The following is a 25125-nucleotide window of genomic DNA, read 5'->3' as shown; positions in this document are numbered from 1 at the left end:
CCCCAGCGCACCCGGTGCACACCTGTCCCCTCCCCCACCGCCCTCCAGGAGCACCATCACCGTGACGAGCGCGCACCAGCCCCACCCGCCGTCCCAGGCCGAACTACGCCGGGCAGGACAGGTGATCACCCTGGGCACCTGGACCCTGATCACCGCGGTGTGCACCTTCTCCGCCATGACCGGCGCCCACTTCATCGGCGCCCACACCCCCTGGCCCTGGTCCGGCTGGATCCTGGCCACCGGCATCGACAGCGCCTTCGTCATGGCCCTCCAAACCGACGCCACCCTCGCCCGCTACGGCACCGCCCCAGGCCCCTGGCCCACCACCTTCCGCTGGACCACCGGCCTCTGCTCCCTCTTCGTCAACACCGGCGACGCCGCCCTCCACCACGACTCCGTCGGCATCGCCATCCACCTCATCGCCCCCACGCTCCTGCTCACCCTCGGAGAAGCCGCACCCTCCTGGCGCCGCCGGCTCTCAACGCTCGAGTACCTCGCCAAAAGCAGCGAACCATCCGTAGCGAACGACTGCTTCGGCCTCACCCGGACCAGCCTTCCTGGTGCGCATCAGCCCGCAGAGCGCGAACACCACCCACCCGAAGCCGAGGACCGACCCCTTCCCGAGCAGGCTCCAACAGCTTCAGCAGCTCCCACAGCGAATCCGACCGGCTCCCCGGTGCGAACAGACTCCACGGTCCGCCCCGCAGTGGTGACCGCCGCGGGCACCCAGTCATCCGCCGCCGAGTGCGAGGTACCCACTCCAGGGGCTCACTCCGCAGCCACCTCGGGCACCCGCGCCCTCCCTGCGAACGGAGTTGAGCCCAAGGTCGCCACGGTGAACACCGAACACGCAGCTCACACTGCCGAACACCCGTCGCGCGTGCTCAGCGACGTCCCAGCCGCGCCCGCCAACGCCCGCGAGGCCCGCTCCCGCATTGTCCAGGGCCGACTCAACGGCCTCAGCCAACGCGAAACAGCCCGCCTCGCCCACCGCAGTCCCACGTACGTCCGCAAGGTGTGGACATCCGTCGAAGGCCAACACCGGCAACCTGCAGCGCCACAGACGCCGGACCGGCTTTCCCTTAGCCGCCAGTCAGCACCGGACAGTTGACTTCGTCAACGGCCCTGGTGATAGCGACCTGCCTCTTGCGGCGCAGTCCGCTCGCCCGGGTGTAGCTACTGCGCATGCCGCCCAGCTGGACAGAGCAGCCCCGCGCGAGCGCGGCGGACGAGCCCCGGCAGTCCGACCCGCACTACGCCGCCGGCTGACCCCCGCTCGCGCGGGGCGGAGTCGACGCTCTCGCCCAGGCCGTCACCGAAGATCGGCTGACCCCCGCTTGCGCGGGGCGGACACCGAGACCGCCATCAGCTCGGGAAGATCTTCCGGCTGACCCCCCGCTCGCGCGCAGCGGACCCCAGCCAGAAGATCAACACCACCACGTACTACGGCTGACCCCCGCTCGCGCGGGGCGTACGCACTGAACCTCTCCAACCGGTCAGCTAGAGGCGGCTCACCCCCGCTCGCGCGGGGCAGACACATTCAATTAGACCTGCAGCGTACTGGTTCCTATCCGACACTTAAGGATCACTGTTCGACTGGCCTGTCGACGTGCCAGATGGGCGGTGGAGCGGCCGGCAGTGGTGTCGGCCTCGTTGAACCGGGCGATCAGGTAAGTGGCATGGCCATGCGAGCTAGCCTGTCGGCCGCCGTTGGGCCCGCGCGCATGAGCCCCCGAGGGAACAGAGACAGTCAGAAGATCAGCGACAGGCACGCAGCATGATCGATAGTCGTCAAGGTGGAGTCGCGAGCGGCTCGCATCAACCAAAGCCTCTTGCAGAGCAGTTACGAGAGGTTCACAGGCGTGTACCCTGACCTGCTGATTCGACCGGCGAGCACAAGGGCACTAGAGTCATCCTCACGATCAATCAGATGACGACTCGTCAATTGATCATGTCAGGAAGGGTGTTATGGCCATGGGGGCGATCTCGACTGGCTTCCATTGACAGCAAGGGAGAAGTGCATGGCTGAAAGTGATCCGCCAAAAGGCGGCGAAGAAGGTGCACCGGATCCGAAGTGGATCCGCTTGACGATCGCCATCCTCGCGGCGGTCACGGCCGTTGCCGAATGTATCCAGCACCTGCACTAGCGGGAGTACTTGGCGCGGTCGATCGGGTCTCGGGTCTCTATGCGGACCCGGCCGCTTCTTGGTCGACCGGGTCCGCATAGGACTTCCGTGCACGCCTTCACGTCCGGCTCCGGTTGCCCCCGGAGTCGGACCTTGGCGGCACACTCCGCTTCAGAGGCGGAAGTCTTCGGCTGATGCAGCTGCTGGGAGCCACGCAGCCACCACGCTCACCTGTCTATTCTTCCGCGGTGACTTCAACTGGCAGCGCACGCCCCCGTCGATGATAGAGCTTTCTGGCGCACTAGATGAAGCCCTCGTGCTCGGTGCAGGCCTACTCAGCTTGAAGGGAGCCGACGCGCTACCGCGCCAGGTGACCAAAGGAGTGTCTGGTCCAACTATCGCTGACAGGTGAAACCCCGACCTGTAATCAACTGTCATTCATAAAAACTTCTGTGCTGCCGGGTCATGTCTGGCAGGTTTCGACGAGACATGGCCATCAGGGCTGCCTGGCGGGTGCGATGCTGAGCAGGCCGCAGCCGTAGGCCTTGCCCTTGCCGATGCCGTCGGTGAGGCGGGTGCGGAGTTGGTCGGGGTCGGTGATGAGGGCGGTGCCTTCGAACTGGGTGCGGGCGTGCTTGATGCGGTTGTGGTCCTGGCGGCGGGTGCCGCGGGCCGCGTCCAGCGGGGTGGAGTGCACGGTGATGACCTTGAGGCCGGAGTTCTCGGCCTGGCGGATCCACCATTCCTCGGCGGCGGCGCCGTTGAGGGGGACGACGGGGCCGAGGTTGTAGAGCTCGCGGGTGGTGCGGCCGGGCTTGCGGATGGCGTTGGCGGCTATGCGGTAGCGGATGGTGAGGTCCGCGCGCAGGGCGTCGAGCAGGGGGGTGAGGGGTTTGGTGGCGGCGGTTCCGTAGCCGGTGGGGAGGCGGGTGAGGTCGGGTGGTTGGGTGCTCTGCAGGAGGATCTGGGTGCCGGCGGGTGCGTCTTCGACGCGGAAGAGGACGCCGAGGTGCTGGCGGGCCTGGTCGCCGATGTGGTCGGGGAACAGGGCCATCAGGCGGTGGTGCAGGTCGACCGCTGCGTTCAGGTCCTTGCGGGCGTCGCGGTGGCGCTGGTCGGGCAGGATGCGGGTGAGCCACAGGTTCACGCGTGGCCCCTTTCCAGGTGGCGGGTGTGCTGGTCGAGGTAGGTGACGAGCGCGGTGAGGTAGGCGCTGCCGAGGCCTGCGCACTGGGCGGCGGGCAGGGTGAGGGTGCGCTGGTAGCGGGTGCGGGCCCGGTAGGCGCGGGTGCGGGGGTGGAAGCCGAGGGGGTCGTCGTTGACCTGTCCGGCCGGTGACGTGCCGTCGGCATCCGTGCGGTCGGCGGCTTCGGCGGCGTCACGGGCAACAGGCAGGCGGCCGAGCGGCTGGTCGCCGTGGAAGACCACCCGCACCGGTCCGGCCTCGCCGTTGCGCGCGCGGACGGCGAGCGGCAGTTGGACCAGGTGTTGCAGGGGCTGCTCGAGCAGGTCGATGAGCAGCGGGCCTTCGGGTGGGCAGGAGCGACGTCCGAGGTAGAGCGGCCACCTGGGTGCGCGCAGTGCGGCCGCGCACCGGTCGAGCAGGTCGGTGTCGGTGCCGGTGACGGCCGCGGTGAAGGCGGCGTCGGCCAGGTAGTAGCGGTGGGAGAGCAGGGTGGCGGTGGCGCCGCTGCGCTTCTTGCCGTCCGCGGTGGTGACGGTGTCGCGGCCGCGCAGGCCGCCACCGACGGTGTGCAGGTCGCGCAGCAGCACGCCGGGGCGGTCGGCGCGCACGGTCAGTGACAGACGGGCGAGGTCGTCGATCGGCTCGTCGCGGTGGCGGCCGAGGGCGCAGGCGAGCAGGCCGATGACCCCGGAGCGGGTGGGGAAGGGCGCGGTGTCGCGCTGGTTGAACTGGCTTCGCTCGCCCCAGGATTGCAGGGGGCCTGCCAGGTGCAGGAGCAGTCCGGGTGCGGCCGGGTCGGTCGTGGTGGGCTCGGGGCTGGTGCTCACGCGTCGGCCCGGGTGTTCAGGGCGGCGTTGACGGCGAGGTCGATGAGTGCGGGGAAGGAGTCGACGCGCGAGCCGAGGCCGGTCAGGTCCTTGTCCTCGAGGCTGGCCCAGCCGGAGGTGACGACGCCGCGGTGGCCGAGCAGCTTGTTGGCGGCGGTGGCGTAGGTGTTGAGGGCGGAGCGGGAGGCGGTGGCGTAGCCGCCCTCGTCGTGGGAGCGAACGGGCTTCTCGAACGCGGCGGCGTAGGAGAGCGGGCGGTCCGAGCGGACGCTGACGTGGACGAGGTCGGGGATGGTGTGCGGGGCGGTGGCGGTCTTCTTGGCCTGCGGCAGGGAGAGGATGAAGGCCTCGATGAAGGCCTCGGCCAGTTCGCGCGCGGCCTGGCGGTCGCCGCCGAGGTTGGCGAGCAGGTCGGCCAGGTCGACGGTGGCGTAACGGTAGAAGACGCCGGCGCTGTATTCGGTGTGGCCCATGTGGGCGCTGCCGGTGGTGTCGCCCCAGGTGGAGGTGACGTCGTCGACGGCCGAGAAGTAGTCGAGTTCGACGTCGGTGCCGTGGGTGGTCAGGGCGTGGGCGACCTGGACGGCGCCGTCCACGCCGGCGTCGTCGACCTCGGCGAGCATCCGGCCGAAGAGGTTGATGACGCCGTTGCGGGTGCGCAGGATCGCGTCGATGCGGTCCTTGGGCAGCACGCTCTTGTCGGCGGGCTTCTTGATGTCCTTCGCGCCCTCCAGGGCGGTGCGGAACTCGTCTGCGAGGTCGGCCAGTTCGGCGACGGCGGTTTCGGGGACGTAGACCATGGCGTTGGTCAACACCACCGGGTCGTCCTTGCCGAGTTCGAACTTGATGCTGCTGCCGGCGGCGGCGTGCTGTCCGGCGCGGCGGGCGAGGTCGGCGGGCCAGGCGCGCTCGGTCTCCAGCAGGTGCGTGACGCGGGCGCCGATGCGGCGGGTGCGCAGCGCGTTCTCGCCGATGGTCTGCTGGAAGTACTGGCGCACGGCGCGCTTCCAGGACTGGCTGCTGACCCGGGTGCGATCGGTGTCGCCGTAGCGGACGGTCTTGACGGAGTTGTTGTCGTCGCGGTTCAGGTTGGCGAAGGGCACGCTCTGCACGACGTGGATGTCGATGAACCGGGCCGGGGCGCTGGCGTTGGTGTTCTCGGTGGGCATCGTTGGCTCTTTTCCTGGGACGGGAAGGCTTGCGGCCTGGGGTGGTCGGTCAGTTCTCGGCGGCGTCTTCGGCGGGTGGGGCGGGCGGGTTCGCGTCGTCCTGCCAGCGGGCGTGCTCGTTCTCGGCGGCGTTGCGGGCGCGGTAGTAGTCCTGCAGCCAGCGACGCTTGATGCTGCCGCTGTGACGGTGCCAGCGGGTCAGGTCCACCAGCAGCTGCGCCCAGTCGACGTCGACGTTCTTGTCCCGCAACTGGCGCACGGCGCCGGGCAGGTGGCGGTGCAGCCCGTTGACGCTCTGGCGGGTCAGCAGGTTGAGGCGGGTCTCGGCCGAGCTCTCGCGGATGCCGTCGGTGCCCTTGGCGACGGCGGCGGCGAAGGCGGTGCCCAGGCTGGTGCCGTAGCGGCGCTCGGGCGTGGCGGTGCTGCTCTCCTGCTGGTTGCCCGGGGCGTCGGCCTCGCCGACGGGCGGCTTCTGCTTCGCGGCGGCGTACTGGTCGCGGCGCTGGTTGGCGATCAGGGACGCGATGGCGTAGTAGGCGCGCTGGGTGTCGGGGGTGCGCAGGTGCTCGGCGGTCAGCCAGTTCACGACGTACCTGTGCATGAAGGGAACGTCGTCCAACGGCCGGCCCACGCCGCGGCGAAGGGCACTGCGCACTCCCGGGTCGGTGTGGCACCGCTGGTCGATCCAGCCGACGAAGGCCCTGGCGTGGCCCAGCGGCGAGCCGGCCCGATCGGTGGCGAGGGGCGCGCTGCTGCTCTTGGCGGGGGTGGTCGGGTCGGTGGCGGTGTCGCTCACGTGTCCTCCGTGGTGCTGCTCCGGCGGGTGGCGCCGGCCTTGGCAGGGGCCTTGGCAGGGGCCTTGGCAGGGGTCTTGGCGGCGGCCTTGGCCGCGCCGCCGTACAGTTCGCCGCGGGCTTGTGAGCAGGCCTTGGCGCCGCGCAGAGTCCCCAGGGCCTTGCGGGTGACGGTGTCGTAGACCTGTTCGGCGAGCTGCCGGAAGGCTGCGGCCGCGGTAGCGAAGTCCTGGTTCTCCAGGCGGTGCCAGAACTCCGCCTCGGCCGCCGGCCAGTAGCGGGCGCCGGCATCCAGGGACCAGGTGCAGTCCTCGATCTTGGGCACGTCGATGTAGAGGGCCCAGGCCTTCTTCACGGCCCGGTTCAGCCGGGCCCCGTACGTCTCGCCGACGATCCGCAGGTTGCCGATCTGCGGGGCGAGGTCCTCGTTGCAGTCCTCGGTCAGACCCAGGACGGGCGGGGTCGAGGCGTCGACGAACTGGACGTCCTTGGCCTGGCCGTCCTGCTCGAAGCCCAGCGCGCGCACCCGCAGGTCGTCCGAGACGTCGAACGCGGTGAGGAACACCCGGGGGCGCTGCGGCCGGGCCGTCCCGCTGGGATTCTTCAGCAGCAGCGCGTCCAGGTCGCGCCACAGCGCGCGGCCGGAGTCGGCCGGCCGCGGGTAGGGGTTGCCCTCCTTGCTGGTCTGCCAGATCAGGTACGGGTCGCCCGTGCGGGAGATCTTGTCCCGGTAGGCCCAGGTGATGAACGCGTCCTTCACATGCCGTCCGGTGGCGTCCGGGACCAGGAGGAGGGCGTGCTGCGAGCGGGCCGTCAGCCCGGAGCAGGGACCGCTCAACTCCGGCGGAGCCGCGCTCGGGGCGGGGAGCTCGTCCCGTTCCCACGGGCACAGGTCGCTGACGCGGCGCACGGTGCTCTCGGGCATGGGCAGCCCGGCGAGCAGGCTCTCGAAGAGCGATGCGCCCTCGGGGTGGTAGGAGAGCGTGCTGCGCAACGGCCCGGCCAGCGAGTTCGCGATCTTCTCCGCACCGACCGTGCGACTGGAGCAGCGCCCCGAGGGGCCGTAGTAGAGCCAGACCAGCAGGTGCAGCACCGCCTGATCGGTGGTCGGCAGGTCGGGGGCAGTGTCGGAGACGTGGCGGAACCAGGCGTGGTTGTTGCCCGAGGGCCGGGTGGTGATCAGCTTGTTGACGCCGGCGGTGTTCTCGGCGTCGCACTGGTGAGTCAGGCGCGGGTCCTGAAGGAACGGCTGCCGCGGATCGAAGAGGTCGAAGCGCCCGTGCTGGTCCTGGACGAACTTCTCGACCGCGCCGGCGTCCAGCCGTTCCCCGTCGAGGAGTTCGAGCCGCCGGGTTCGCCAGTCGCCGGGGCCGGCGGCGGCCTCGTCCAGCGCGGTGACGCGCGCGGTGACGGCGTACAGGATCCGGTAGAGGGCGGAGAGGGCGGGCGGTAATGCGATGGCGATGTGGCTGATCTCGTGGCTGCGGAGCAGGAGTTCGCGCAGTCCCACGGCCTCGGGCCTGGAATCCTGGGCGCTGATGGTCCAGCGCACGGGGATCCAGGGTTCGTCGAACAGGTTGTAGGTGGGTGGGTCGGGCGGCATCCTGCCTCCGGTCGAGGGCTGGGCTGTGTACGGCTGGGTAGGCTGCAGCGGGTTCCCCGCACCGGGCGGGGGTCAGCCGCCTGGGGTGTAGATACCGCACGATGCGCGGCCACCCGCATCCCCGCGCGAGCGGGGGCTGGCGTGGTTCCGGCGCGGCGCGCCGCGCCGGAACCACGCCATCACAGTACACACAAGCCTGGTGTGTAGATGGTCAGTTCCCGGAAATCCCGAGTTCGGAGATCTCGATCTCACGGGCGCCGAGCCGGCACGTCCACCGCCCGTCCGTGCCTCGGCGCATCGGCAACAGCACGAGCTCCGCGAGCAGCGGACGCTTTCCCCAGGGGGACGGGATGTCGTGCTCGGCGGTGCGCCCCAGGAGCCACGGGCCGGGCAGCGGGACCGTGTGGCGCATCACCAGGGCGACATCCTGGCGCGCCGGTGTGCGGCCGGACGCGGCCGGCAGCGGTGTCGTGCCGACGGCGTCCAGGGTGCGGGAGCCGTCTGCCTGGAGGTAGACGCAGACCGCGCGCCCGGTGTCCGCGCCCAGACGAGTCGTCAGCAGCTCCTCGGTGATCCCCGGGTCGCTCGTGCTCAGCGCCGACAGATCGCCGGCGACGTCCAGTGGCGCCGGGATCGCCGCCATCTTCGCCAACTGGCCTTCCGCCGCGGCGGTCGCGAGGCGCTCGGCGTCCATGCGGGCCAGCCGATCGCGCTCGGCGGCGTCCGCGAGGTGGGTGGAGAAGTCGTCGGCGTAAACGGCGTCGACCAGGTGCTGCACGTCGCCCGGGACCTGGATGGTTTGGTGTTCCGGTGTGTTCAGGAGAACGCTGGTGCGGTGCAGCAGGGCGCCGTCGTAGACCGCGCCCCAGCTCCTCGGTGCGGCGAGGGTGCCGTCCTCGTCGAGCGGCTCCAGGACGACCAGGCGCGGTGTGCGCGGGTCGCCCGTCCAGGCGGGCCGGTTGGCGCGGTTGTGGCGCTTGCCGCGTCCGGCCCGCTGCAGGAGTTGGGCGAGTGGGGCGAGGTCGCTGACGACCAGGTCGAAGTCCAGGTCCAGGGACTGCTCGACGATCTGGGTCGCCACCAGGATCGAGCCGGCGCGGGCCTGGGACGCGGCGTTCCCGTCGGCCGGCTTGCCGTAGGCGGCCTCGCACTCCCGCGAGATCCGCTGGCGCTCATGGGCCGGGTAGCGGGAGTGGAGCAGCCGCAGCCCGCCCTCGCGCGAGGCCAGTTCCGGCAGGGCGTGACACAGGTCCCGGTAGGTGCGCTGGGCCTCGTCCACGGTGGTACAGCAGACCAGTACGCAACCGCCGTGATCGGTGACCGGCGCCAGCAGTTCGCGCAGCGCCTCGCGGCGCGAGCCCGCCTGCGGTCGCACCGCGGGATCCTCGCGCACGTCCCAGCGCACCTGGCGGGTCTCCACCTGGAGGCTGCGCTCCCGGTCGCTCTTCACCGCGCGGGGCTCGCTGACCTCCCCCGTGCCGGCATCGACATACAGCCAGCCCGGGTAGCACGGCGCGATCGCACTCGGCTCGTTGAACCCGGCGCCGCGACGATAGGCCTCCACCAGCGAGGAGGCCGCCCTGCCGGTCAGCGTCGCCGACAGCAGGACGACCGGCGCCCGCAACGCGCCCAGCCACTCCAGCAGCCGCACCAGCAGGCTGTGCATCCACGGCCCGTACGCGTGCGCCTCGTCCACCACGAACACCTTGTCCGACAGGCCCAGCAGGCGCAGCACGTTGTACCGCACCGGCAGGACCGCCGTCAGCGCCTGGTCGATGGTGCCGTTGCTCAGCGGCGACAACAGACCGCGCCGGCCCGTACGCAGCCACCGCCCCGCCTCGACTCCCGTCCGCTCGTCCGACAGCACCGGCGATCCCTGCTCCGCCTCGTCGGGCTCGGCGTACGCCGGGCTGAGCCACGCCATGCTGTGCAGCAGCGTCAGCGCGCGCTCGCCGACGACATTGCCCTCGGCGAACTTCCGCACCCGCTCGAACATCGCGTCCGCCGTGGCCATCGTCGGCAACGCGAAGTACAGCCCGCTCGCGCCCGAGGCCCTGGCCATCACCGAGGCGGCGTGCAGCGCGGCTTCCGTCTTGCCGTCCCCGGTCGGCGCGGTGACCAGCAGCAGCCCCGCCCCCGACACCACCTCGGGCAGGCGGGCGGCGATATCGGCCTGCAACCCGTTCGGCGGGAACGGGAACCGCTCCTCGAACGACCGTTCCACGAACTCGGCACGGCCAAGTCCCGCTTGCCGCACCAGCGCCGGCGCCGACTCGACCGCCGCGACGTAGTGCGCGTCGAGCTGCGCGCTGTTCCCTTGCCAGCCCGGCTCCGGCAGCCGTTCGGTGATCACCTCGGCCTGACTGGCCAGCCAGTCCGCCACGACCACCAGCCCCGTGACGACAGCCGCCGTCGGCGCCGACAGCGCCCCCTTCGGCACCGCGACCGCACCCGTCAGCCGACGCACCGCAGTCGCGTGAGCCGTCCGCTGCTCACGCCAGCCGTGCTCCCCCAGGCCCGGCTGATACGCCGTCGGGTTCGCCAACTCCTTCTTCCGAAGCGGCTCCCCGAAACGGCCGTGGTGCCCGCCAAGCAGTTGGGCGATCTGATGGCCGGCGGAGAGACTGACGAGCCTGCTCGTCGGGTAGCCGCATTGCGCGAAGAACTCGGCGAGCGCCCAGTGCGTCACCGTCTCATGACGCAGAGCCGGTCCGGAGACGGCGGCGAGGCCGGCGCCTTCTCCGTAGCGGGGGTCATCCGCCACGCGCGCGAACGCGGCCTTGTCCAGGGCCTGGAACGGCGGCGAGATCTTCCCCACGTCGTGCAGCCCGGCCCAGAAGCACACCACTTGGCGGCCCTCAGCCTCTGACAGGCCCATCTCCGCGGCGATCCGCCGGCGCGAGCGCGGGCTCGTCATCCGGTCCCACAGGGCTCCCGCCACGGCCGCGGTGTCGAGCAGGTGGCAGATCACCGGATACGGTCGCGGCAGGTCGGCGCTCTTGCCCCACAGGCGGACGTCCAGCCCCAACTCGTGACTCTCGGCGATCGGCTCAGTGTTCTCAGTCATGACCGAAGAGGTAGCAGAGCCCACTGACAAACCCGCTCCGCAGGATCGGGAAGGTCCCGGTCGACCGCTCCGGAGACCTCTAGTATCTGCGTTGTGACAGACGAGATCCGCGGTGGTGGAGGTGTGTTGCGCGGGATGCGGACTGGTCCGGGCAGCAGCATGACGGATCGTAAAGCTATGGCAAACACCCTCTAGCGTTGCAGGTCAGGAAGTGTCCGCCCCGCGCGAGCGGGGGTCAGCCGACTGACAGGCCTGGTGAGATCGCATTTTCCGCGTCCGCCCCGCGCGAGCGGGGGTCAGCCGTACTTCAGCAGCGCCCCGTCGGCCTGATCGCTGTCCGCCCCGCGCGAGCGGGGGTCAGCCGCAGAGAGTGATCGCGGCGAGGGCGGTGACGAGGTCCGCCCCGCGCGAGCGGGGGTCAGCCGATCCACAGGTTCCCCGGTGACGGCCGGCCGTCGTCCGCCCCGCGCGAGCGGGGGTCAGCCGGACTCTGCTTGCTGCGGCCCGGGCGGGTACGCGTCCGCCCCGCGCGAGCGGGGGTCAGCCGACTGACAGGCCTGGTGAGATCGCATTTTCCGCGTCCGCCCCGCGCGAGCGGGGGTCAGCCGTACTTCAGCAGCGCCCCGTCGGCCTGATCGCTGTCCGCCCCGCGCGAGCGGGGGTCAGCCGCAGAGAGTGATCGCGGCGAGGGCGGTGACGAGGTCCGCCCCGCGCGAGCGGGGGTCAGCCGATCCACAGGTTCCCCGGTGACGGCCGGCCGTCGTCCGCCCCGCGCGAGCGGGGGTCAGCCGTCCCCCGCGGGCGCCGAGGGGCTGTCGCAGTTGTCCGCCCCGCGCGAGCGGGGGTCAGCCGCACCCGGGCACCATGGCCGACCCGGCCACGTTGTCCGCCCCGCGCGAGCGGGGGTCAGCCGCCACACCACCCGCGCGGCGGCGGCGGAACGGCGTCCGCCCCGCGCGAGCGGGGGTCAGCCGTTCCCCAACGGCAGCTTGATCATGTTCCGGTAGTCCGCCCCGCGCGAGCGGGGGTCAGCCGCCGACCCCGACGACATGGATAGCTCCGACAACGTCCGCCCCGCGCGAGCGGGGGTCAGCCGTGCAGGTTGTTGTCCTGCGCGAGGCTGCGGGCGTCCGCCCCGCGCGAGCGGGGGTCAGCCGCCCTCGCACGTGCCGCACCACCCGTCCAGGCGGTCCGCCCCGCGCGAGCGGGGGTCAGCCGTAGGCGCCGCGGGCGCTGGGCATGGAGTCGCTGTCCGCCCCGCGCGAGCGGGGGTCAGCCGCTGAGGACTGTTCCGGAGATCGCGGTCGGGTTGTCCGCCCCGCGCGAGCGGGGGTCAGCCGCCGCAGGGCTCTCCCGTAAGGAACTGGCGGACGTCCGCCCCGCGCGAGCGGGGGTCAGCCGTCCCTGGCCTCGGGCGGCCCTTACGTCGGCGAGCGGGGGTCAGCCGGCGGCCCAGGGGCACGTGCGGGCGCCTGGCTAGTCCGCCCCGCGCGAGCGGGGGTCAGCCGCCGTTCCGCCGAATTACCGGCCCGGCCACCCGGTCCGCCCCGCGCGAGCGGGGGTCAGCCGGCGTTGGCCGAAGGCCGCAGCACCCCTGAGCTGTCCGCCCCGCGCGAGCGGGGGTCAGCCGCAGCCGCGCGCCACGAGCCCGCCGAAACGGTCGTCCGCCCCGCGCGAGCGGGGGTCAGCCGGATGAACTCGGCGTACTCGTCCGGGTGGATCGGTCCGCCCCGCGCGAGCGGGGGTCAGCCGGCGTCCGCCCGCGAGGCAGAGGCGACGCGCAGGTCCGCCCCGCGCGAGCGGGGGTCAGCCGTAGCCGCTGACCAGGGCGTGGTCGGTGACCGCGTCCGCCCCGCGCGAGCGGGGGTCAGCCGCCATACGGTCCCCCGTGCTGAACAAGCCCACCTGACCCGTCCGCCCCGCGCGAGCGGGGGTCAGCCGCCTCACCACCCCCAGCATGCCGCCCTGATGGCGTCCGCCCCGCGCGAGCGGGGGTCAGCCGGTGTACCGCACCAGCGGCTCGACCGGCACCGAGTCCGCCCCGCGCGAGCGGGGGTCAGCCGAGGTGTCTCGGTGGTCGGCGCGGGCCGGTACGGTCCGCCCCGCGCGAGCGGGGGTCAGCCGTGGGAGCAGGAACGCGAAGCAGCCGCCGAGCAGTCCGCCCCGCGCGAGCGGGGGGCAGCCGGTGCTCCCAGGATCGCCACATGGCGTTCAGACGTCCGCCCCGCGCGAGCGGGGGTCAGCCGGACCACCTGCAGGCCCGCCGCGATGTGATCGAGTCCGCCCCGCGCGAGCGGGGGTCAGCCGCAGGTTCGAGTGTTCCCGGTTCTCCTCGGTCCGTCCGCCCCGCGCGAGCGAGTGTCGGCAACGGCTGAAATCGGGTTCTGGATCACTTTCCGTGCTGATATGACTGATCGTCACTGACCGTGCTGGGGTCGGGTGCCGGTCACGGGGCGAGGAGCACGCGCTTGCGCAGGAGGTCCAGGCCCGCGCGGCCGAACATCTGCCGCTTCAGCATCTTGATCCGGTTCACCTGCCCCTCCACCGCCCCCGAGCTGAACGGCAGACTCAACCCCGCCACCACCGCACCCAGATCAGACCCGATCCCGTTCACGAACGACACCAGCTCGGGCAGGCCGGTGGCCTTCACCTGGTCGATCCAGCCTGCCAGTTGAGTGTGGCCGGTGCGGGCGGTCATCATCTCGGCGAAGGTGCGGACGTGGTCGGCGGTGGTGGCGAGCTGCGGGCACCGGGCGAGGACGCCCTTGAGCTTGAGGGTCTCGTCCGTGGTGAGGCTGTCGGGGTGGCGGGTGATCCAGGAGGTCACGTCGCGGACCGAGGGCGGCCGGGTGGAGCGATCCTGCGGCTGGGCGCCGGACCGTAGGGGCCGCAGGTAGTCGCGCAGGACGGTGAGGCCGCCGGTGTAGCCGACGGCTTTGATCTCGTCGAAGAGCGTCTTCGCGGTGGTGCAGCCTTCCTGCCACCGCTGATGGAGGTAGGGCTTGTAGTCGTCCAGGACGCTCGTGCGGCCCTGCCACTTGCCGACCACAAGTTCCTCGGGGGCGGTGGCGCGGGCGAACCTGCGCACTGTGCCGCGGGCCAGGCCCAGTCGGCGGCTGATCTCCCGCCGGGACAGGCCCTGGGCGAGCAGGTCGTGTACGGCCTGGTGTCGCTCGCTGGTGCGGTCCGCGTATCGGTGGGCGCCCCTGGCCGCCTTCGCCGTCGTGGTGACCTTCTCCAGTTCGGCGAGGGCCGCCGCGGATTCCTCGGGGGTGGGAACGTGGGCGGGTTCGCGCAGCTGGGTGGAGTGCCGGGTGACGCAGCGTTCCACGGCTTCGGTGAGATTGTGGAACAGGTGCCAGCGGTCCGCGACTTGGACCGCGTTGGGTGCGCCGAGGCGGGCGCCTTCGGCGTAGGCGATGGCGCGGTCGCGGCAGATGACCTCGACGCCGGGGTGCTCGGTCAGCCAGCGGGCAAGGGTGGCTGCCTCGCGGTCGGGCAGCAGGTCGACGGGACGGCGGGTCTCGATATTGATCAGCACGGTGCCGTAGACGTGACCCTTGCGCAGGGCGAAGTCATCAACTCCGAGCACTCGTGGTGCCGTTGTCGGTGGATCGGGCATCGCGCGGATCAGCCTCAGCAGCGTCGAGCGACTGACCTTCGAGCTGAGGACGCTGGACAGCCGGGCGCCGGCTCGTCCGGCCAGCATCAGCGCCACTGACTGCAGGACGGTGTGCAGCCGCAAGCTCCGCCGCCCGTGGCGGAAAGTGAGCCCGGCGACCTGCTCGACGAACGTCGACCGGGCGCACGACGTCGCGGGGCAGCGGAAGCGCCGGACCTGCAGCTTCACGACCACTCGCCGGCCACCGACCGCCGAGTCCGCCAGCCGGCGCTCGTAGCGGCTGTGGACCCGACGTGATCCGGCGCCGCAGGCAGGGCAGAGCGCCTCGGGCGCACACGCGCAGGCCGTGACGGTCACGCTGTCGCCGCCGATCTCGATGTTCGCTATCTCTAGGTCGCCCAGGTCTGGGAACAGGACTTCCTCAACATCCACGTCGCTCACGACTGTTGATCATCACGCATGTGGCGCGACCCCAGCCCGGGAGCATCGAAAGTGACCACAAGTCGTTGGTGTCGTTCGTGAACGGGATCGGGTCTGATCTGGGTGCGGTGGTGGCGGGGTTGAGTCTGCCGTTCAGCTCGGGGGCGGTGGAGGGGCAGGTGAACCGGATCAAGATGCTGAAGCGGCAGATGTTCGGCCGCGCGGGCCTGGACCTCCTGCGCAAGCGCGTGCTCCTCGCCCCGTGACCGGCACCCGACCCCAGCACGGTCAGTGACGATCAGTCATATCAGCACGGAAAGTGATCCAGACCCCCGTTTCACCCGTTGCCGACAGCGGGGGTCAGCCGGTGCTCCCAGGATCGCCACATGGCGTTCAGACGTCCGCCCCGCGCGAGCGGGGGTCAGCCGGCGAGAGCGTCGTCGATCTGCCGCTCGGGGTCGTCCGCCCCGCGCGAGCGGGGGTCAGCCGGCGAGAGCGTCGTCGATCTGCCGCTCGGGGTCGTCCGCCCCGCGCGAGCGGGGGTCAGCCGACGATGTCGGCGTGTACGCCGCGGTGAGTCGCGTCCGCCCCGCGCGAGCGGGGGTCAGCCGATCGAGCAGCCCACCGCGCCCGGGACGACGGCGTCCGCCCCGCGCGAGCGGGGGTCAGCCGCCCAGGCGCCGCGCGCGGGTCCAGGCGGACCAGTCCGCCCCGCGCGAGCGGGGGTCAGCTGGGTCAGCGCGCGGGCCGCACGTTCACGGCTGAGTCCGCCCCGCGCGAGCGGGGGTCAGCCGCCCGAGCCGCACATCCGCGGCGGCCGGCGCGCGTCCGCCCCGCGCGAGCGGGGGTCAGCCGGTGCTGGACGCCGTCCGGTTGGGCAACCAGGCGTCCGCCCCGCGCGAGCGGGGGGCAGCCGGCATGGCACATCACATCGGTTCCGACGGGTCCGTCCGCCCCGCGCAAGCGGGGGTCAGCCGAAGTCGGAGCAGGTGACGCGTTCCCTGGTGCAGTCCGCCCCGCGCGAGCGGGGGTCAGCCGGCCGTCCAGGTCGTCCAAGTCGAAGAATGGGGGTCCGCCCCGCGCGAGCGGGGGTCAGCCAGCGTTTTCCGACGCCGGCTACACCCGGCACCCGTCCGCCCCGCGCCAGCGGAGGTCAGAGCTGCGATCGCCGAGCGGAGGCGGGGCTGCGCGGAGCTGATCTCGGTCCGCGCGGCCCCGTTTCCCGGTTCACCCGGCGTTGGTGCCGTCCTCGGCGGCGGTGGGAGCAGCCTGGTAGCGGCGAGGCTTGTCGGACGTCATCAGCGCTTCACCGCGGCTGACCATGGTGGTCAGCGCGTTGCCGATGGCGCCGGAGGAGCGGCCGAGGATCTTGGCGATGGCGGTCGGGGTCCACGCCTGGTCCCGGTTGGCTCGCAGGTGGTCGAGGACGAGCCGGTGCAGGCCGCCGGGCAGCAGTCGGGGCCCGCCGCTGGTGACGGCAGCAGCGGGCCGCTTGCGCGCCCGGGAGGGGAGCTGGGTACCGCAGGTCGCGCAGATGCAGACGTGATCGGCGGGCTCGACCGACGCATCGCTGGATACCGCCCCCGGCCCGGCTCCGGCGCCGTCCGTCGGCCCGCTGTGACCGTCGGATACGGCCCCGGTGTCCCGGCGGGTCGAGTCGCTGGTGCCTTCCTCCGGAGCATCGGCTGCGGCTGGCACGTCCGCGGTACGGTCCTGGGCGGCCGGATCGCTGCCCGGCGGCGTGCCGTCCGACGCCCCCGGTGCCTCTCCGACGGCGGTCCACCCGATCGCCGTGGACCCCGTGTTCACCGACGGCGGGGTGCCGGTGTCGGTCCCGGTGGTGCCTGGCACCCTCTCGCCGGTGCCGCCGGATGCCGCGACCGCCGCAACCGGGTCGACGTCCGCGACACCGCCACGCCCGTACTGCTGCTGCGCAATGCCGTCTTCTGCCGCACCAAGGTCCGTGCTCTCACCGCCACGCGGCAACCCGGCCTCTTCGCACCGGACTTCGGAATCTCCCTTGTCCGGCGAACTGTGCTGGTCGGCACCTGCGGTGGTTGTCCCGTTCTCCGTGTCGCGTTGGGGGAAGGTGCTGCCGCCGACATCACCGGCCGTGGGCTCGGAGCCGCGCGTCGACTCGGCGGTCTCGGCCGTGTCGGTCGGGGTGGCGGCGGGGACGGCCGTCGTGTCGTTGTCGGCCGGGTACCAGAGGTCGGCGAGCTTGCGGGTGCGGTCGTTGCCGCCGGGCGTGCGGCGGGCCAGGCCGCGCTGCTCCAGGGTGGCGAGGGCCTTGCGGGCGGACGAGGGGCTGACCTCGGCCGCGAGCGCCAAGGCGGCGGCGGTGACGGCCTGCTGGCCGCACAGTTCGGTGTAGACGGCGGCCGTGGCGCCGGTCAGCGCGGTGACCGGCTGAGTGGGGATGGCATCGGCGGTGGTCTGGGACATGGTGGGCCTCCTTGGTGTGGTCAGCGGGTCGGTAGGGGGTCCCAGGGCCGCCGGGCGGGCGGCCCTGGGAGAAGGGGTTGGGCGGTCAGCGGCGGCCTCAGCCGGCGTGGCCGCAGCCACCACAGAATCCGCCGGTGGCGCAACCGCGCTGGCAGCTGCCCGAGCGGGCACGCTGGCGGGGAAGGCGACCGGAGCCGCTGGCGGCGGACACCAGCGCGGGGCGCACCGCGGCCAGGACGAGGTCGGCCAGTTCGGTGCGGGTGGTGGGCCGGTTGGGCGAGGACTGCGGGGTGCGCATGGCGGGGCTCTCCTGGGGTGTGGCAGGTGCGGTTTCGGGGTGGGCCGGGGCGTGGGGTGCCCCGGCCCGATCGGGGTCTCCGTGCGGCGGACATTGGCGGTCTGCCGTGCGGCGGTGGATGCGGTCAGGCGACGCCGGTCAGGTCGTCGTCGGGGTCGCGGTGGAGCTCGACCCAGGCCTCGGGCGGGAGGTGGCCGATCTGGCCGCCGTCACCGATCCACACCGCACCGCGCTGCTCATCGTGCGCGGCGGCGGTGGTGCTGTCGGGGGTGGTGGGCGGGATGTGGGGGGTGGCGGTGATGGCGCCGACGTAGTGCTCGAAGGGCCACTCCGGGGACAGCGCCAGGCGCACCGGGGTGCGCGGGTCGTGGGCGGCCAGGCTGTTGATGAGGTCGGCGACGGTCAAGTGGCGCTCGGGCATGTCAGGTTGTGCCTCTCTCCGCGCTGCCCGGGGCGGCGCGGCCGGTTGGAGCAGCGGGGGTCGGTTGGTCAGCTGCCGTAGGCGCAGCGGTCACGGTGGCCCGGGTCGGTGAGGAGGACCTGGGCGCTGGAGGCGGTGCGCAGGACCTCGGGGAGCGAGGCCTCATCGGGGAGCTGCGGAACCCGCCCTGCGCGGGCGAGGTCGGCCAGGGTCCGGATCTCGCGGAACGCGACCTCGCTGCCGCAGCCGGGGCAAGGGCCCAGGAGGCGGAACGGCTCGTCGTCGTAGCGGGGGTCGATCAGGGAGAACCGGTGGACGGCGTCCGGGTCGGTGGGGTCGGTGGCGGTGAGGATCAGCGCGTCGTGCTTGCGGGTGGCGCGCAGCTCGTCGTCAGTGGTGGTGACGTCCGTGGGCGCGATGCCGAGCAGGGCGGCCAGGCGCAGGTGGGCCAGGGCCTGCTCCTCGGCGTGCCACCGTGGGTCGGGGTCCTGGGCGGTGATCGCGCGCAGGTACTCGGCGGCCTGCTCGGCCCGGGCGGCGATCGTGCTGGGAGGGGTGGTCATGACGGTGAATCACTTTCGGAGTCAGGGGGCCGGGTGAGCCCGGCCCCTGTGTTGGTGTGGTCGGGTGCGGTCAGCGAAGACCGGCGGGCAGCGGCGCGTGGGGGTCGGTGTCCCACGGCAGGAGGTGGCTCGCCCGGGGTCGGGTGCTCTTCCTCTCACCGCTACGGATCACCTGGAGTCCCTCGGGGCGCAGGACGTAGACCCACGCATGGCGGGGCAACGTGCTTTCCTGGTCGATCAGTTGGGGCTCGGCAGCGAACGGGCCGTGGCACAGGCACCGGCTGTAGAAGGCGCCGGGGTCCGTGCGGGGGGCGGTCGAGTCGGGCAGCACGGTGAAGTCGATGCCCAGCTCGTCCCATCCGGCGGGGTGGTCGTCCAGGTAGAACCGAGCGGCCGCCTGGACGTCACCGCGGAAGTGGTCCCGAACGGCGGTCAGCAGGACCGGCACCTTGGCGCGCGGGTAGCCGTCGTAGTGGACGTAGCGTCCGGCGAAGCCACCGGGGGTGGGGCGGGCGATGACTGCATGGGTGGTCACGGCACGGCCTCCAGCTTTCGTGTCGGCTTGGCGAGGTGGGATGCTGGGTGGCGGTGCCGCCCCCGATTGGCGCGGGGACGGCACCACTTGTCCTGGCGTCAGGTGCGGGTGACCGTGTCGCGGCAGGCCCAGGGGACCTGGTGGTCCTCGCGCACCAGCGGGGCGGGGTCGGTCAGGGCCCGGCAGAACGCGGCGATCAGGCCGGTCGGGGTGCCCGTGCTGAAGACCGCGTCCCAGAGCGGGCGGCGGTACGGGGCCGGGGCGGCCCAGATCGTCCAGCGGGGCTCGCCGTGCAGGATCTCGGTCTCGACGCTGCCGCGCGCGTTGATCCGCACCTCCACCCCGGCCCGGCCGTCCGGCGCCGTCCACCGCTCCAGGCTCTGGCCCCGTCCGGTGTTCGGGTCCCGGCCCCAGTCGGCGAGCTGGAGGACCGTCAGGACCTTCTCGATTCCGTCACGGTGACCGTCGTCGGGCTGGGCGAAGGGCGGGTCGTCGGGACGGTAGCCGTGCGCCCAGTCGGCAGTGAAGGCGGCGATGAACTCGTAGGGCACCTCGTCCGAGAACGCCGCCATCCAGGTGCGCGCGCCGTGGTGGTGCGGGCGCGCCCAGGCCTTCCACCGTCCGACCTCCTCCGGGTGGTGCTCCGGCAGGAACCCGAGGTAGGCGCGCCCGCAGGGGCTGGTGAGGTGGCGGTTGGCGAGCTCGTCGCTCCAGGCGTGCCAACCGGCACTGTCGGTCAGCGGGTCCATCGCGGCGTCCGCGTCGTGGCCGGACCCGGCGAGGTAGCGGGGCGCGATGCGCACCTCCCGCCAGGGGATGACGGCGGCGCCGGACGGGGCGGGGGCGATGGGGATGGAGGCCGCAGGCGGCGGCTCAGCGGTCGTGACTCCGCTGGCAGCGGTGGGGCAGTCCATGGTGAATCTCCTTTTCTGGTAGTGGAGTTGAAGGGCGGTTGGCGGTGAGAATCGGCGTTCCCGCGCTGTGGAGCCGAGGCCGGTGGGCGGGGGTCGGGCGCGGACGGGTCCAGCACTGTGTGCTCCGGCCGCAGCAGAACCGCGTTCATCACTTCTTCCGCGCGCATCTGAATTCCCCTTTTCTTTTCTGCGTCAGGGCATTCCTCACCTGCCGCAGGATTTCATTGATGGATTCTGGCAGGATTCCCGCCGCCGGTTTCCCGGGCACACTTAAAAGATAGCTCGATCCCGGAACGATGTGAAGTCGTATTCAGGGCTCTGAAATGATGGAATCCTCAGGATTTCACGACACCTTGCGTCGTGAAATCGAAAATGCTCGACGCGTTCTGCCGTCTAATCAGGGCAGCACGACCGATTCAAAGGAAACGTCCCGTTCCGGGTGCCTGATTGTCACCCGATCGGGTGACAATCAGGCACCCGGAACGCCAGCGGGGCGGGCCAACCCCGGGCGGGCCAACCCCGAGCGGGCCAACCCCGAGCGGGCCAACCCCGAGCGGGCCAACCCCGGGCGGGCCAACCCCGGGCGGGCCAACCCCGGGCGGGCCAACCCCGGGCGGGCCAACCCCGGGCGGGCCAACCCCGGGCGGGCCAACCCCGGGCGGGCCAACCCCGGGCGGGCCAACCCCGAGCGGGCCAACCCCGAGCGGGCCAACCCCGAGCGGGCCAACCCCGAGCGGGCCAACCCCGAGCGGGCCAACCCCGAGCGGGCCAACCCCGAGCGGGCCAACCCCGAGCGGGCCAACCCCGAGCGGGCCAACCCCGAGCGGGCCAACCCCGAGCGGGCCAACCCCGAGCGGGCCAACCCCGAGCGGGCCAACCCCGAGCGGGCTGCTCGCCCACCGCTTCGCGGGGGCATCGCGCCCGCCGGGGCCTGGCCGGCAGCTGACGCCGACGGGGGTACCGGGACCTGCAGAAGGGGAGGGCAGCCGCCGGTCAAGAGGCAACGGGGGCGGGGCGGCACCGCCGGGACCGGGCTACCTGGCCGCCGGGACGCGCGAAGACCGGGTGGGGACCTACCACCGGGTATTGAGTCCGGCCATGCCCAATTGCCCCATCAGACCGCCCACCTGCGGCGATGAACCGGGACAGGGCGTCCCGTCCAGGGCGGGACACCTGAGGCGACATCCGAGGATCGACACCCATGGGTCGACGTCCCACCGGCCACCCGGTTCGGACTCCGCAGCGCCTGGCCACCGTCGGCCGATGAGCCGGCAGGCGCTCCTCCCGGCCGGTCGCACCACCTACCTCCCGGTGGATCGCCCGCATCGAAGCTGCTGCTCGGCATGCCGAGCAGCAGCCTTCGGAGCCACCTGGCCGGCTACCGCCTGACAGGCGCGCCCGGGCCCGAGGTGGAGCGGGCCGGGCGAAGCGATGCCGCCGATTCGGGACGTCGGGGTGTTGGCCCGTCGAGGACCGAGCGGGCGGATCGCCCGGCGAGGAGTTCATGGAAGGCGCGGGTGGTCGCGGCGGTCGGGCGTTCCTCGATCTCGGCGAGCCGACTGCGGAGCCGCTCCTGGGTCCGGTGGACGGCCTCGGTGCGGCCCAGAGCGATGTGCTGGCGGGCCAGGCGCAGGTGGAGTTCCTCGTTGTAGGGGTCGTGCTCCAGGGCGCGCTCCAGCAGGCCGAGCGCTTCTTCGGGGTCCGCGGTGCCGGTGGCCAGAATGCCGAGGGCGTTGAGGACGCGGCGGCGGGCCTCCTCCCGCGGCGCGGTGAGCCAGGGGCGGTCCATGCCCTCGCACAGTTCCCCGGTGTAGAGAGCGACGGTGCGGCGGTGAGCGGCGAGGCGTTCGGCCTGGTCAGGCGTGGTGGTCGCTCGCCGTACCGCTTCGTGGAAGGCGTCGAGATCGGTCTCCGCGAGCATGGGGTCCAGGCGCCACAGGCCACCGGCCTGCAGGAGGACGCCGAGCGAGGTGGTGGCACCCAGTGCGGTGCGCAGGGCGCCGCGAATGCTCTTCTTCGCGGTGTGGAAGGCCTCGGTACCGGTGGTCGCGGGGTCCTTGTCGGGCCAGATGGCTTCCAGGATCGCGTCCTTGGTGGAACCGCCGGGGTGGGTGGCGAGGTGCGCGAGTAGCTCACCGGCGTACCCACTCAGCCCCTTGGCCACCAGGTCGCCCCGGACGGTCGCGGCCAGGGGGCCGAGCAGGGTGACGCTCACCGGGCGTCGCTCGGCGACGGCGGTGCGGGTTTCGCCCGCACCAGCCTCGGCTGTCGGGCGTGATCGGGGTGTCCGCTGGGGGTCGATCGATTCCCAGGCGGTGCCCGAGGGGACATCCCTCCCTGTCGCGAGCATGAGCTCGCTGTTATCGGAGCGGTCCTGCTGGCTCGCTTTTCCCAGCTCGATGGAATTCTGCGTACCCACAGAATTCTCAGGCCTCTCCGGGGTCGGCGGCTTGCGCTCAGGAGCGCCCGGGGAAGGCTCCCGCCCTTCATCTTCTTGCCCAGCGGCGGAAGCCCCTCCGGCAATTACCCGGGTTTCCGCCAGGGGCTGTTCTTCGCTCTGCTGGATGAGGCCCAGCAGGATGTCCGAGCTGCTCATCGGCAGGTGGAAGAAGTGCAGCGGACTGTCGGTGTGCGGGCTGCCGGCGGTGGCGTGGCCGTCCGTGTCGACCTGGTAGGCCAGAGCGTCGGGTGGCGCCGGTGCGGTGCCGGTGAGGACCAGGGCAGTCAGTCCATGGGGGCGGCCGGCCTTGAGCACGGCGGCCAGGCGCTGGTGGTGGCGCGGATCGTGCTGGGTGAGCAGGACCATCGGCCGGGGCTCCCGCGCGGCGGCGGATCGCTCTGCATCATGGTGCTGGCGGGTGCGGCGCAGAAGTTCTGTCTCCAGCACCGAGAGGGCCTCGTCAAGGTCCGCGGTCAACTGGCATGCCGGGAGGCGCCGGTTGGCCAAGCCGGGCGCCAGGCGGACGGCATCGGTTCGGGGCAGGAGCAGGCGGGCCTGTCCCGGTGCCGTCAGCACGGTGACGAGCAAGGCGCGGGCCGCGTCCTCGGCACCGGGGCCGGAGAGGGCCAGGACGGCTTGCTGATTGCCTGCCAGGAGATCGAGCAGGTGGCACTGTCGGGTTCCGCGGGTGGCGAGCGGGACGTCGCCCTGGTCGGCTCCCGGTTCACGGCCGGCCGGTGGGTGGAGACTGGCGATGCTGCGGAGCGCGGCGACGAGCGAGGTCTCCTCGGGACGCGGGTGGTGCTCCTCCCCCACGTCGCCGGGGTGGTAGTCGCGACGCCGGTGCAGAGTCCGGCGCACAGCGGCGGCGCTCAGCGCGGTCCCTACCGCCAGGGCCAGGTATCCCGCCTCCCGGGGAAGCTGGATCCCTGGAGCGGCCGCTTGGTGCGGGACCGCCGGGGGAGCAGCCGCTGCCGGGTCCTGGGCGGTGGTCGCATGCGGCTCGACCGGCGTGCTCGGGGTCGCCGCCGTCGGGGAAGGCATCCGTGGAGAGGGCGTCGGCCGCGTGGGCGGGGCGGGCACCGGGGCCGGGCGGCTCGTGACCGGGGCCGGGTTCGCGGCGGGCGGCAGCAGCATGGTCCAGCCGGGGGTGATCCGGTCCGGGTCGCTGAGGTGACTGCCGTCGGGTTGCGGGCGGAGCCGGTTGAGTTGGTAGATCTCTTTCCAGCGCAGCGGGTTGTCGAGGTGGCGTTCGGCGAGGTCCCAGAGGGTGTCGCCGGGCCGCACCTCGCATGCGGCGGTCGTGTCGGTGCTCGCCGCGGCGCGCGCTGTCGCGCTGTTCGGTGAGGGAACGGGGGTGGCCGGGGCGGTCGCGGCGATCGGCGTGGTCCACGCGGCCAGGCTCGCGTCGCCGCGTTCGACGGGTGTGCCGCGCAGGCCTGCGGCGATGGCCAGCACGATCGCGCCGACGAGCAGCCCGGCGATCGTGCGCCGGGCCACGGCCGTGACCGCCCCCGGGCCCGCCTCGCTCAGCAGCGCTCCGAAGTTGGCGGCGTACCAGCACACTTCGCGCAGTACCTGGAGCAGCAGGTAGGCCCAGAGTAGCCAGCTGGCGCAGTAGAGCAGTTGCAGCAGGAGGAACGCGGCGAGCGGGTCCTGCGCCCAGACGGTCGCCTCGCCCAGAGTGGGCAGGTGCTGGGGCCGGAACTGCGCGGCGTAGTGCAGGAGGGCGTACGGGAGTCCGGCGAGGAGGCCGGTCAGAGCCGCGGTCGCGACCAGGGCGCGCAGCAGGTGACCGGCGCGGTGCGCGAAGGGGGTCACGGGGTACCGGTCTCCTCGGCGCGCGCGGTGGCGGTGGCGCTCACGTCGATGGTGCGGATGCCCAGCAGGGTGAGGATCTGGGTGTGCTGGGTGCGGTGGACGGTGACGGTCACCTCGTTGCCGCGGGCTGTGGCTCGGCCGGTGGCTCCGGCGGTGTGCAGGTAGTCGGTTGAGGCCTGTTCGGCCTGGGTGCTGCGCACGGTGAGGGTGCGCTGGTCGCGCAGTTGCCGGAGGTCGAGGTGGCGGGCGCCGTCGCGGGCTGCTTCCTGGGCTTGGCCATAGGCGCGGACCCGGGCGGCCAGGGCGAGGCCGCCGTCGACGGTCAGGCCCAGGAGCGCGAGCAGGCCGAGCACGATGGCGACGGTGAACGCGGTCACCGAGCCCTCGTCCCGGCAACGGGCTGCACCGCGGTGGGGGTTGGTCACTTCGTCTCCGTGGCGCGGTAGGTCTCCAGGGGTGCGGTGAACGTCTCGGCGACGGTCCGCTCGCCCGGCCAGGGCAGCAGGGTGAGGCCGCTGAGCGAGGCTGCGCACACCACGGTGACGCTGATCCGCCCGCCGGGGCGGAAGGCGGTCGTGTCGGTGGTGACCGCGAGGTGGGAGCAGGCCAGTCCGGCTCCCACCAGTGCCTCGCGGGCCGCCTGCGTCGCGGCTCCGGTGGCGGCGCTGGGTGTGCGGGCCAGGGTGGCGGCGCGGGCGGCCTGGTGGGCGGCATCCGCCACGTCCAGGCGCGCCGAGACGAGGCGTCCCGCGCCGATGCCGAAGAGGAGCAGGAGCACCAGCAGCGGCGCGGTCAGGGCCATCTCGGCGGTCACCGAGCCCCGGTCACCGAGGCGGCGTGCCGGATGGTCGGGCACAGGCTCTCCTCCTTTGGG

20 protein-coding genes and 2 CRISPR repeat arrays are annotated in these 25125 nt (G+C 72.4%); of the genes, 4 read left to right on the top strand and 16 right to left on the bottom strand.

What is annotated here, in order from left to right; all coding sequences use genetic code 11:
* Positions 1 to 61: 61 nt before the first annotated feature.
* Both OG455_RS34670 and OG455_RS34665 read left to right on the top strand, forming a co-directional pair.
* Positions 62 to 1111: a hypothetical protein gene (locus OG455_RS34670; protein WP_266300253.1), complete on the top strand. Its 1050-nt coding sequence runs from the start codon at positions 62 to 64 to the stop codon at positions 1109 to 1111.
* Between the two features lie 910 nt (positions 1112 to 2021).
* Positions 2022 to 2147: a hypothetical protein gene (locus OG455_RS34665; RefSeq protein ID WP_266300252.1), complete on the top strand. Its 126-nt coding sequence runs from the start codon at positions 2022 to 2024 to the stop codon at positions 2145 to 2147.
* A gap of 475 nt (positions 2148 to 2622) precedes the next feature.
* Here the strand turns inward: OG455_RS34665 and cas6e are convergent, their stop codons facing one another.
* The 7 genes from cas6e to OG455_RS34630 form a co-directional block, all read right to left on the bottom strand.
* Entirely contained in the window at positions 2623 to 3273 is a 651-nt protein-coding gene (cas6e, locus tag OG455_RS34660) for a type I-E CRISPR-associated protein Cas6/Cse3/CasE (protein ID WP_266300251.1), read from the bottom strand.
* Positions 3270 to 4139: a type I-E CRISPR-associated protein Cas5/CasD gene (cas5e, locus tag OG455_RS34655; protein ID WP_266300250.1), complete on the bottom strand. Its 870-nt coding sequence runs from the start codon at positions 4137 to 4139 to the stop codon at positions 3270 to 3272. The genes cas6e and cas5e overlap by 4 nt, the downstream gene beginning before the upstream one ends.
* Complete coding sequence (cas7e, locus tag OG455_RS34650) at positions 4136 to 5308, bottom strand: type I-E CRISPR-associated protein Cas7/Cse4/CasC (protein WP_266300249.1); 1173 nt, start codon at positions 5306 to 5308, stop codon at positions 4136 to 4138. Before cas7e ends, cas5e begins: the two co-directional genes overlap by 4 nt.
* A 49-nt stretch (positions 5309 to 5357) precedes the next feature.
* Positions 5358 to 6104, bottom strand: coding sequence for a type I-E CRISPR-associated protein Cse2/CasB (gene casB, locus OG455_RS34645; protein WP_266300248.1), 747 nt, complete (start codon positions 6102 to 6104; stop codon positions 5358 to 5360).
* Positions 6101 to 7705, bottom strand: a complete 1605-nt coding sequence (gene casA / locus OG455_RS34640; protein WP_266300247.1) for a type I-E CRISPR-associated protein Cse1/CasA — start codon at positions 7703 to 7705, stop codon at positions 6101 to 6103. The genes casB and casA overlap by 4 nt, the downstream gene beginning before the upstream one ends.
* 211 nt (positions 7706 to 7916) lie before the next feature.
* The gene (gene cas3 / locus OG455_RS34635; RefSeq protein WP_266300246.1) at positions 7917 to 10772 is read right to left on the bottom strand and encodes a CRISPR-associated helicase Cas3'; all 2856 of its coding nucleotides are present in this window, start codon (positions 10770 to 10772) and stop codon (positions 7917 to 7919) included.
* Positions 10773 to 12190: 1418 nt separating this feature from the next.
* Positions 12191 to 13140: direct repeats of the CRISPR family, unit length 29 nt; unit sequence GTCCGCCCCGCGCGAGCGGGGGTCAGCCG.
* Between the two features lie 78 nt (positions 13141 to 13218).
* The gene (locus tag OG455_RS34630; RefSeq protein WP_266296011.1) at positions 13219 to 14835 is read right to left on the bottom strand and encodes an ISL3 family transposase; all 1617 of its coding nucleotides are present in this window, start codon (positions 14833 to 14835) and stop codon (positions 13219 to 13221) included.
* 68 nt (positions 14836 to 14903) lie between these two features.
* On the opposite strand from OG455_RS34630, the gene OG455_RS34625 reads away from it, so the two are divergent.
* Positions 14904 to 15080, top strand: a complete 177-nt coding sequence (locus OG455_RS34625) for a hypothetical protein (RefSeq protein WP_266301101.1) — start codon at positions 14904 to 14906, stop codon at positions 15078 to 15080.
* Between the two features lie 133 nt (positions 15081 to 15213).
* A CRISPR array of direct repeats spans positions 15214 to 15974; the repeat unit is 29 nt; unit sequence GTCCGCCCCGCGCGAGCGGGGGTCAGCCG.
* 67 nt (positions 15975 to 16041) lie between these two features.
* Here OG455_RS34625 and OG455_RS34620 read toward each other — a convergent pair.
* The 6 genes from OG455_RS34620 to OG455_RS34595 all read right to left on the bottom strand — a co-directional run bounded on the left by OG455_RS34620 (position 16042) and on the right by OG455_RS34595 (position 19990).
* A complete protein-coding gene (locus OG455_RS34620) occupies positions 16042 to 17259 on the bottom strand; it encodes a hypothetical protein (RefSeq protein ID WP_266300245.1) in 1218 nt (405 codons plus the stop codon).
* Between the two features lie 97 nt (positions 17260 to 17356).
* Positions 17357 to 17557 (bottom strand): hypothetical protein, encoded by a 201-nt coding sequence (locus OG455_RS34615; RefSeq protein WP_266300244.1) that lies wholly within the window; start codon positions 17555 to 17557, stop codon positions 17357 to 17359.
* Between the two features lie 124 nt (positions 17558 to 17681).
* Complete coding sequence (locus OG455_RS34610) at positions 17682 to 17978, bottom strand: hypothetical protein (protein WP_266300243.1); 297 nt, start codon at positions 17976 to 17978, stop codon at positions 17682 to 17684.
* 68 nt (positions 17979 to 18046) lie between these two features.
* Positions 18047 to 18541 carry a hypothetical protein gene (locus OG455_RS34605; RefSeq protein ID WP_266300242.1) on the bottom strand — a complete coding sequence of 165 codons (495 nt, stop codon included), beginning with the start codon at positions 18539 to 18541 and terminating at the stop codon, positions 18047 to 18049.
* 70 nt (positions 18542 to 18611) lie between these two features.
* The gene (locus tag OG455_RS34600; RefSeq protein WP_266300241.1) at positions 18612 to 19076 is read right to left on the bottom strand and encodes a hypothetical protein; all 465 of its coding nucleotides are present in this window, start codon (positions 19074 to 19076) and stop codon (positions 18612 to 18614) included.
* Positions 19077 to 19174: 98 nt separating this feature from the next.
* The gene (locus tag OG455_RS34595) at positions 19175 to 19990 is read right to left on the bottom strand and encodes a DUF317 domain-containing protein (RefSeq protein ID WP_266300240.1); all 816 of its coding nucleotides are present in this window, start codon (positions 19988 to 19990) and stop codon (positions 19175 to 19177) included.
* Between the two features lie 323 nt (positions 19991 to 20313).
* Here OG455_RS34595 and OG455_RS42280 point away from each other — a divergent pair, with 323 nt between their 5' ends.
* The gene (locus tag OG455_RS42280) at positions 20314 to 21129 is read left to right on the top strand and encodes a hypothetical protein (RefSeq protein WP_353963032.1); all 816 of its coding nucleotides are present in this window, start codon (positions 20314 to 20316) and stop codon (positions 21127 to 21129) included.
* A gap of 239 nt (positions 21130 to 21368) precedes the next feature.
* Here OG455_RS42280 and OG455_RS34585 read toward each other — a convergent pair whose 3' ends face one another.
* From OG455_RS34585 to OG455_RS34575, 3 genes are read right to left on the bottom strand one after another with little or no spacing between them, the layout of a single operon-like run.
* Complete coding sequence (locus OG455_RS34585; protein WP_266300239.1) at positions 21369 to 24251, bottom strand: BTAD domain-containing putative transcriptional regulator; 2883 nt, start codon at positions 24249 to 24251, stop codon at positions 21369 to 21371.
* Entirely contained in the window at positions 24248 to 24676 is a 429-nt protein-coding gene (locus tag OG455_RS34580) for a pilus assembly protein TadG-related protein (protein ID WP_266300238.1), read from the bottom strand. Before OG455_RS34580 ends, OG455_RS34585 begins: the two co-directional genes overlap by 4 nt.
* Positions 24673 to 25107, bottom strand: coding sequence for a TadE/TadG family type IV pilus assembly protein (locus OG455_RS34575; protein ID WP_266300237.1), 435 nt, complete (start codon positions 25105 to 25107; stop codon positions 24673 to 24675). The genes OG455_RS34580 and OG455_RS34575 overlap by 4 nt, the downstream gene beginning before the upstream one ends.
* Positions 25108 to 25125: the final 18 nt, after the last annotated feature.

Origin of the sequence: Kitasatospora sp. NBC_01287, from assembly GCF_026340565.1 — a bacterium.
Classification (GTDB): Bacteria; Actinomycetota; Actinomycetes; order Streptomycetales; family Streptomycetaceae; genus Kitasatospora.
The sequence above is the reverse complement of the archived record's forward strand: the minus strand, read 5'-3'. Positions and strand labels throughout refer to the sequence as shown.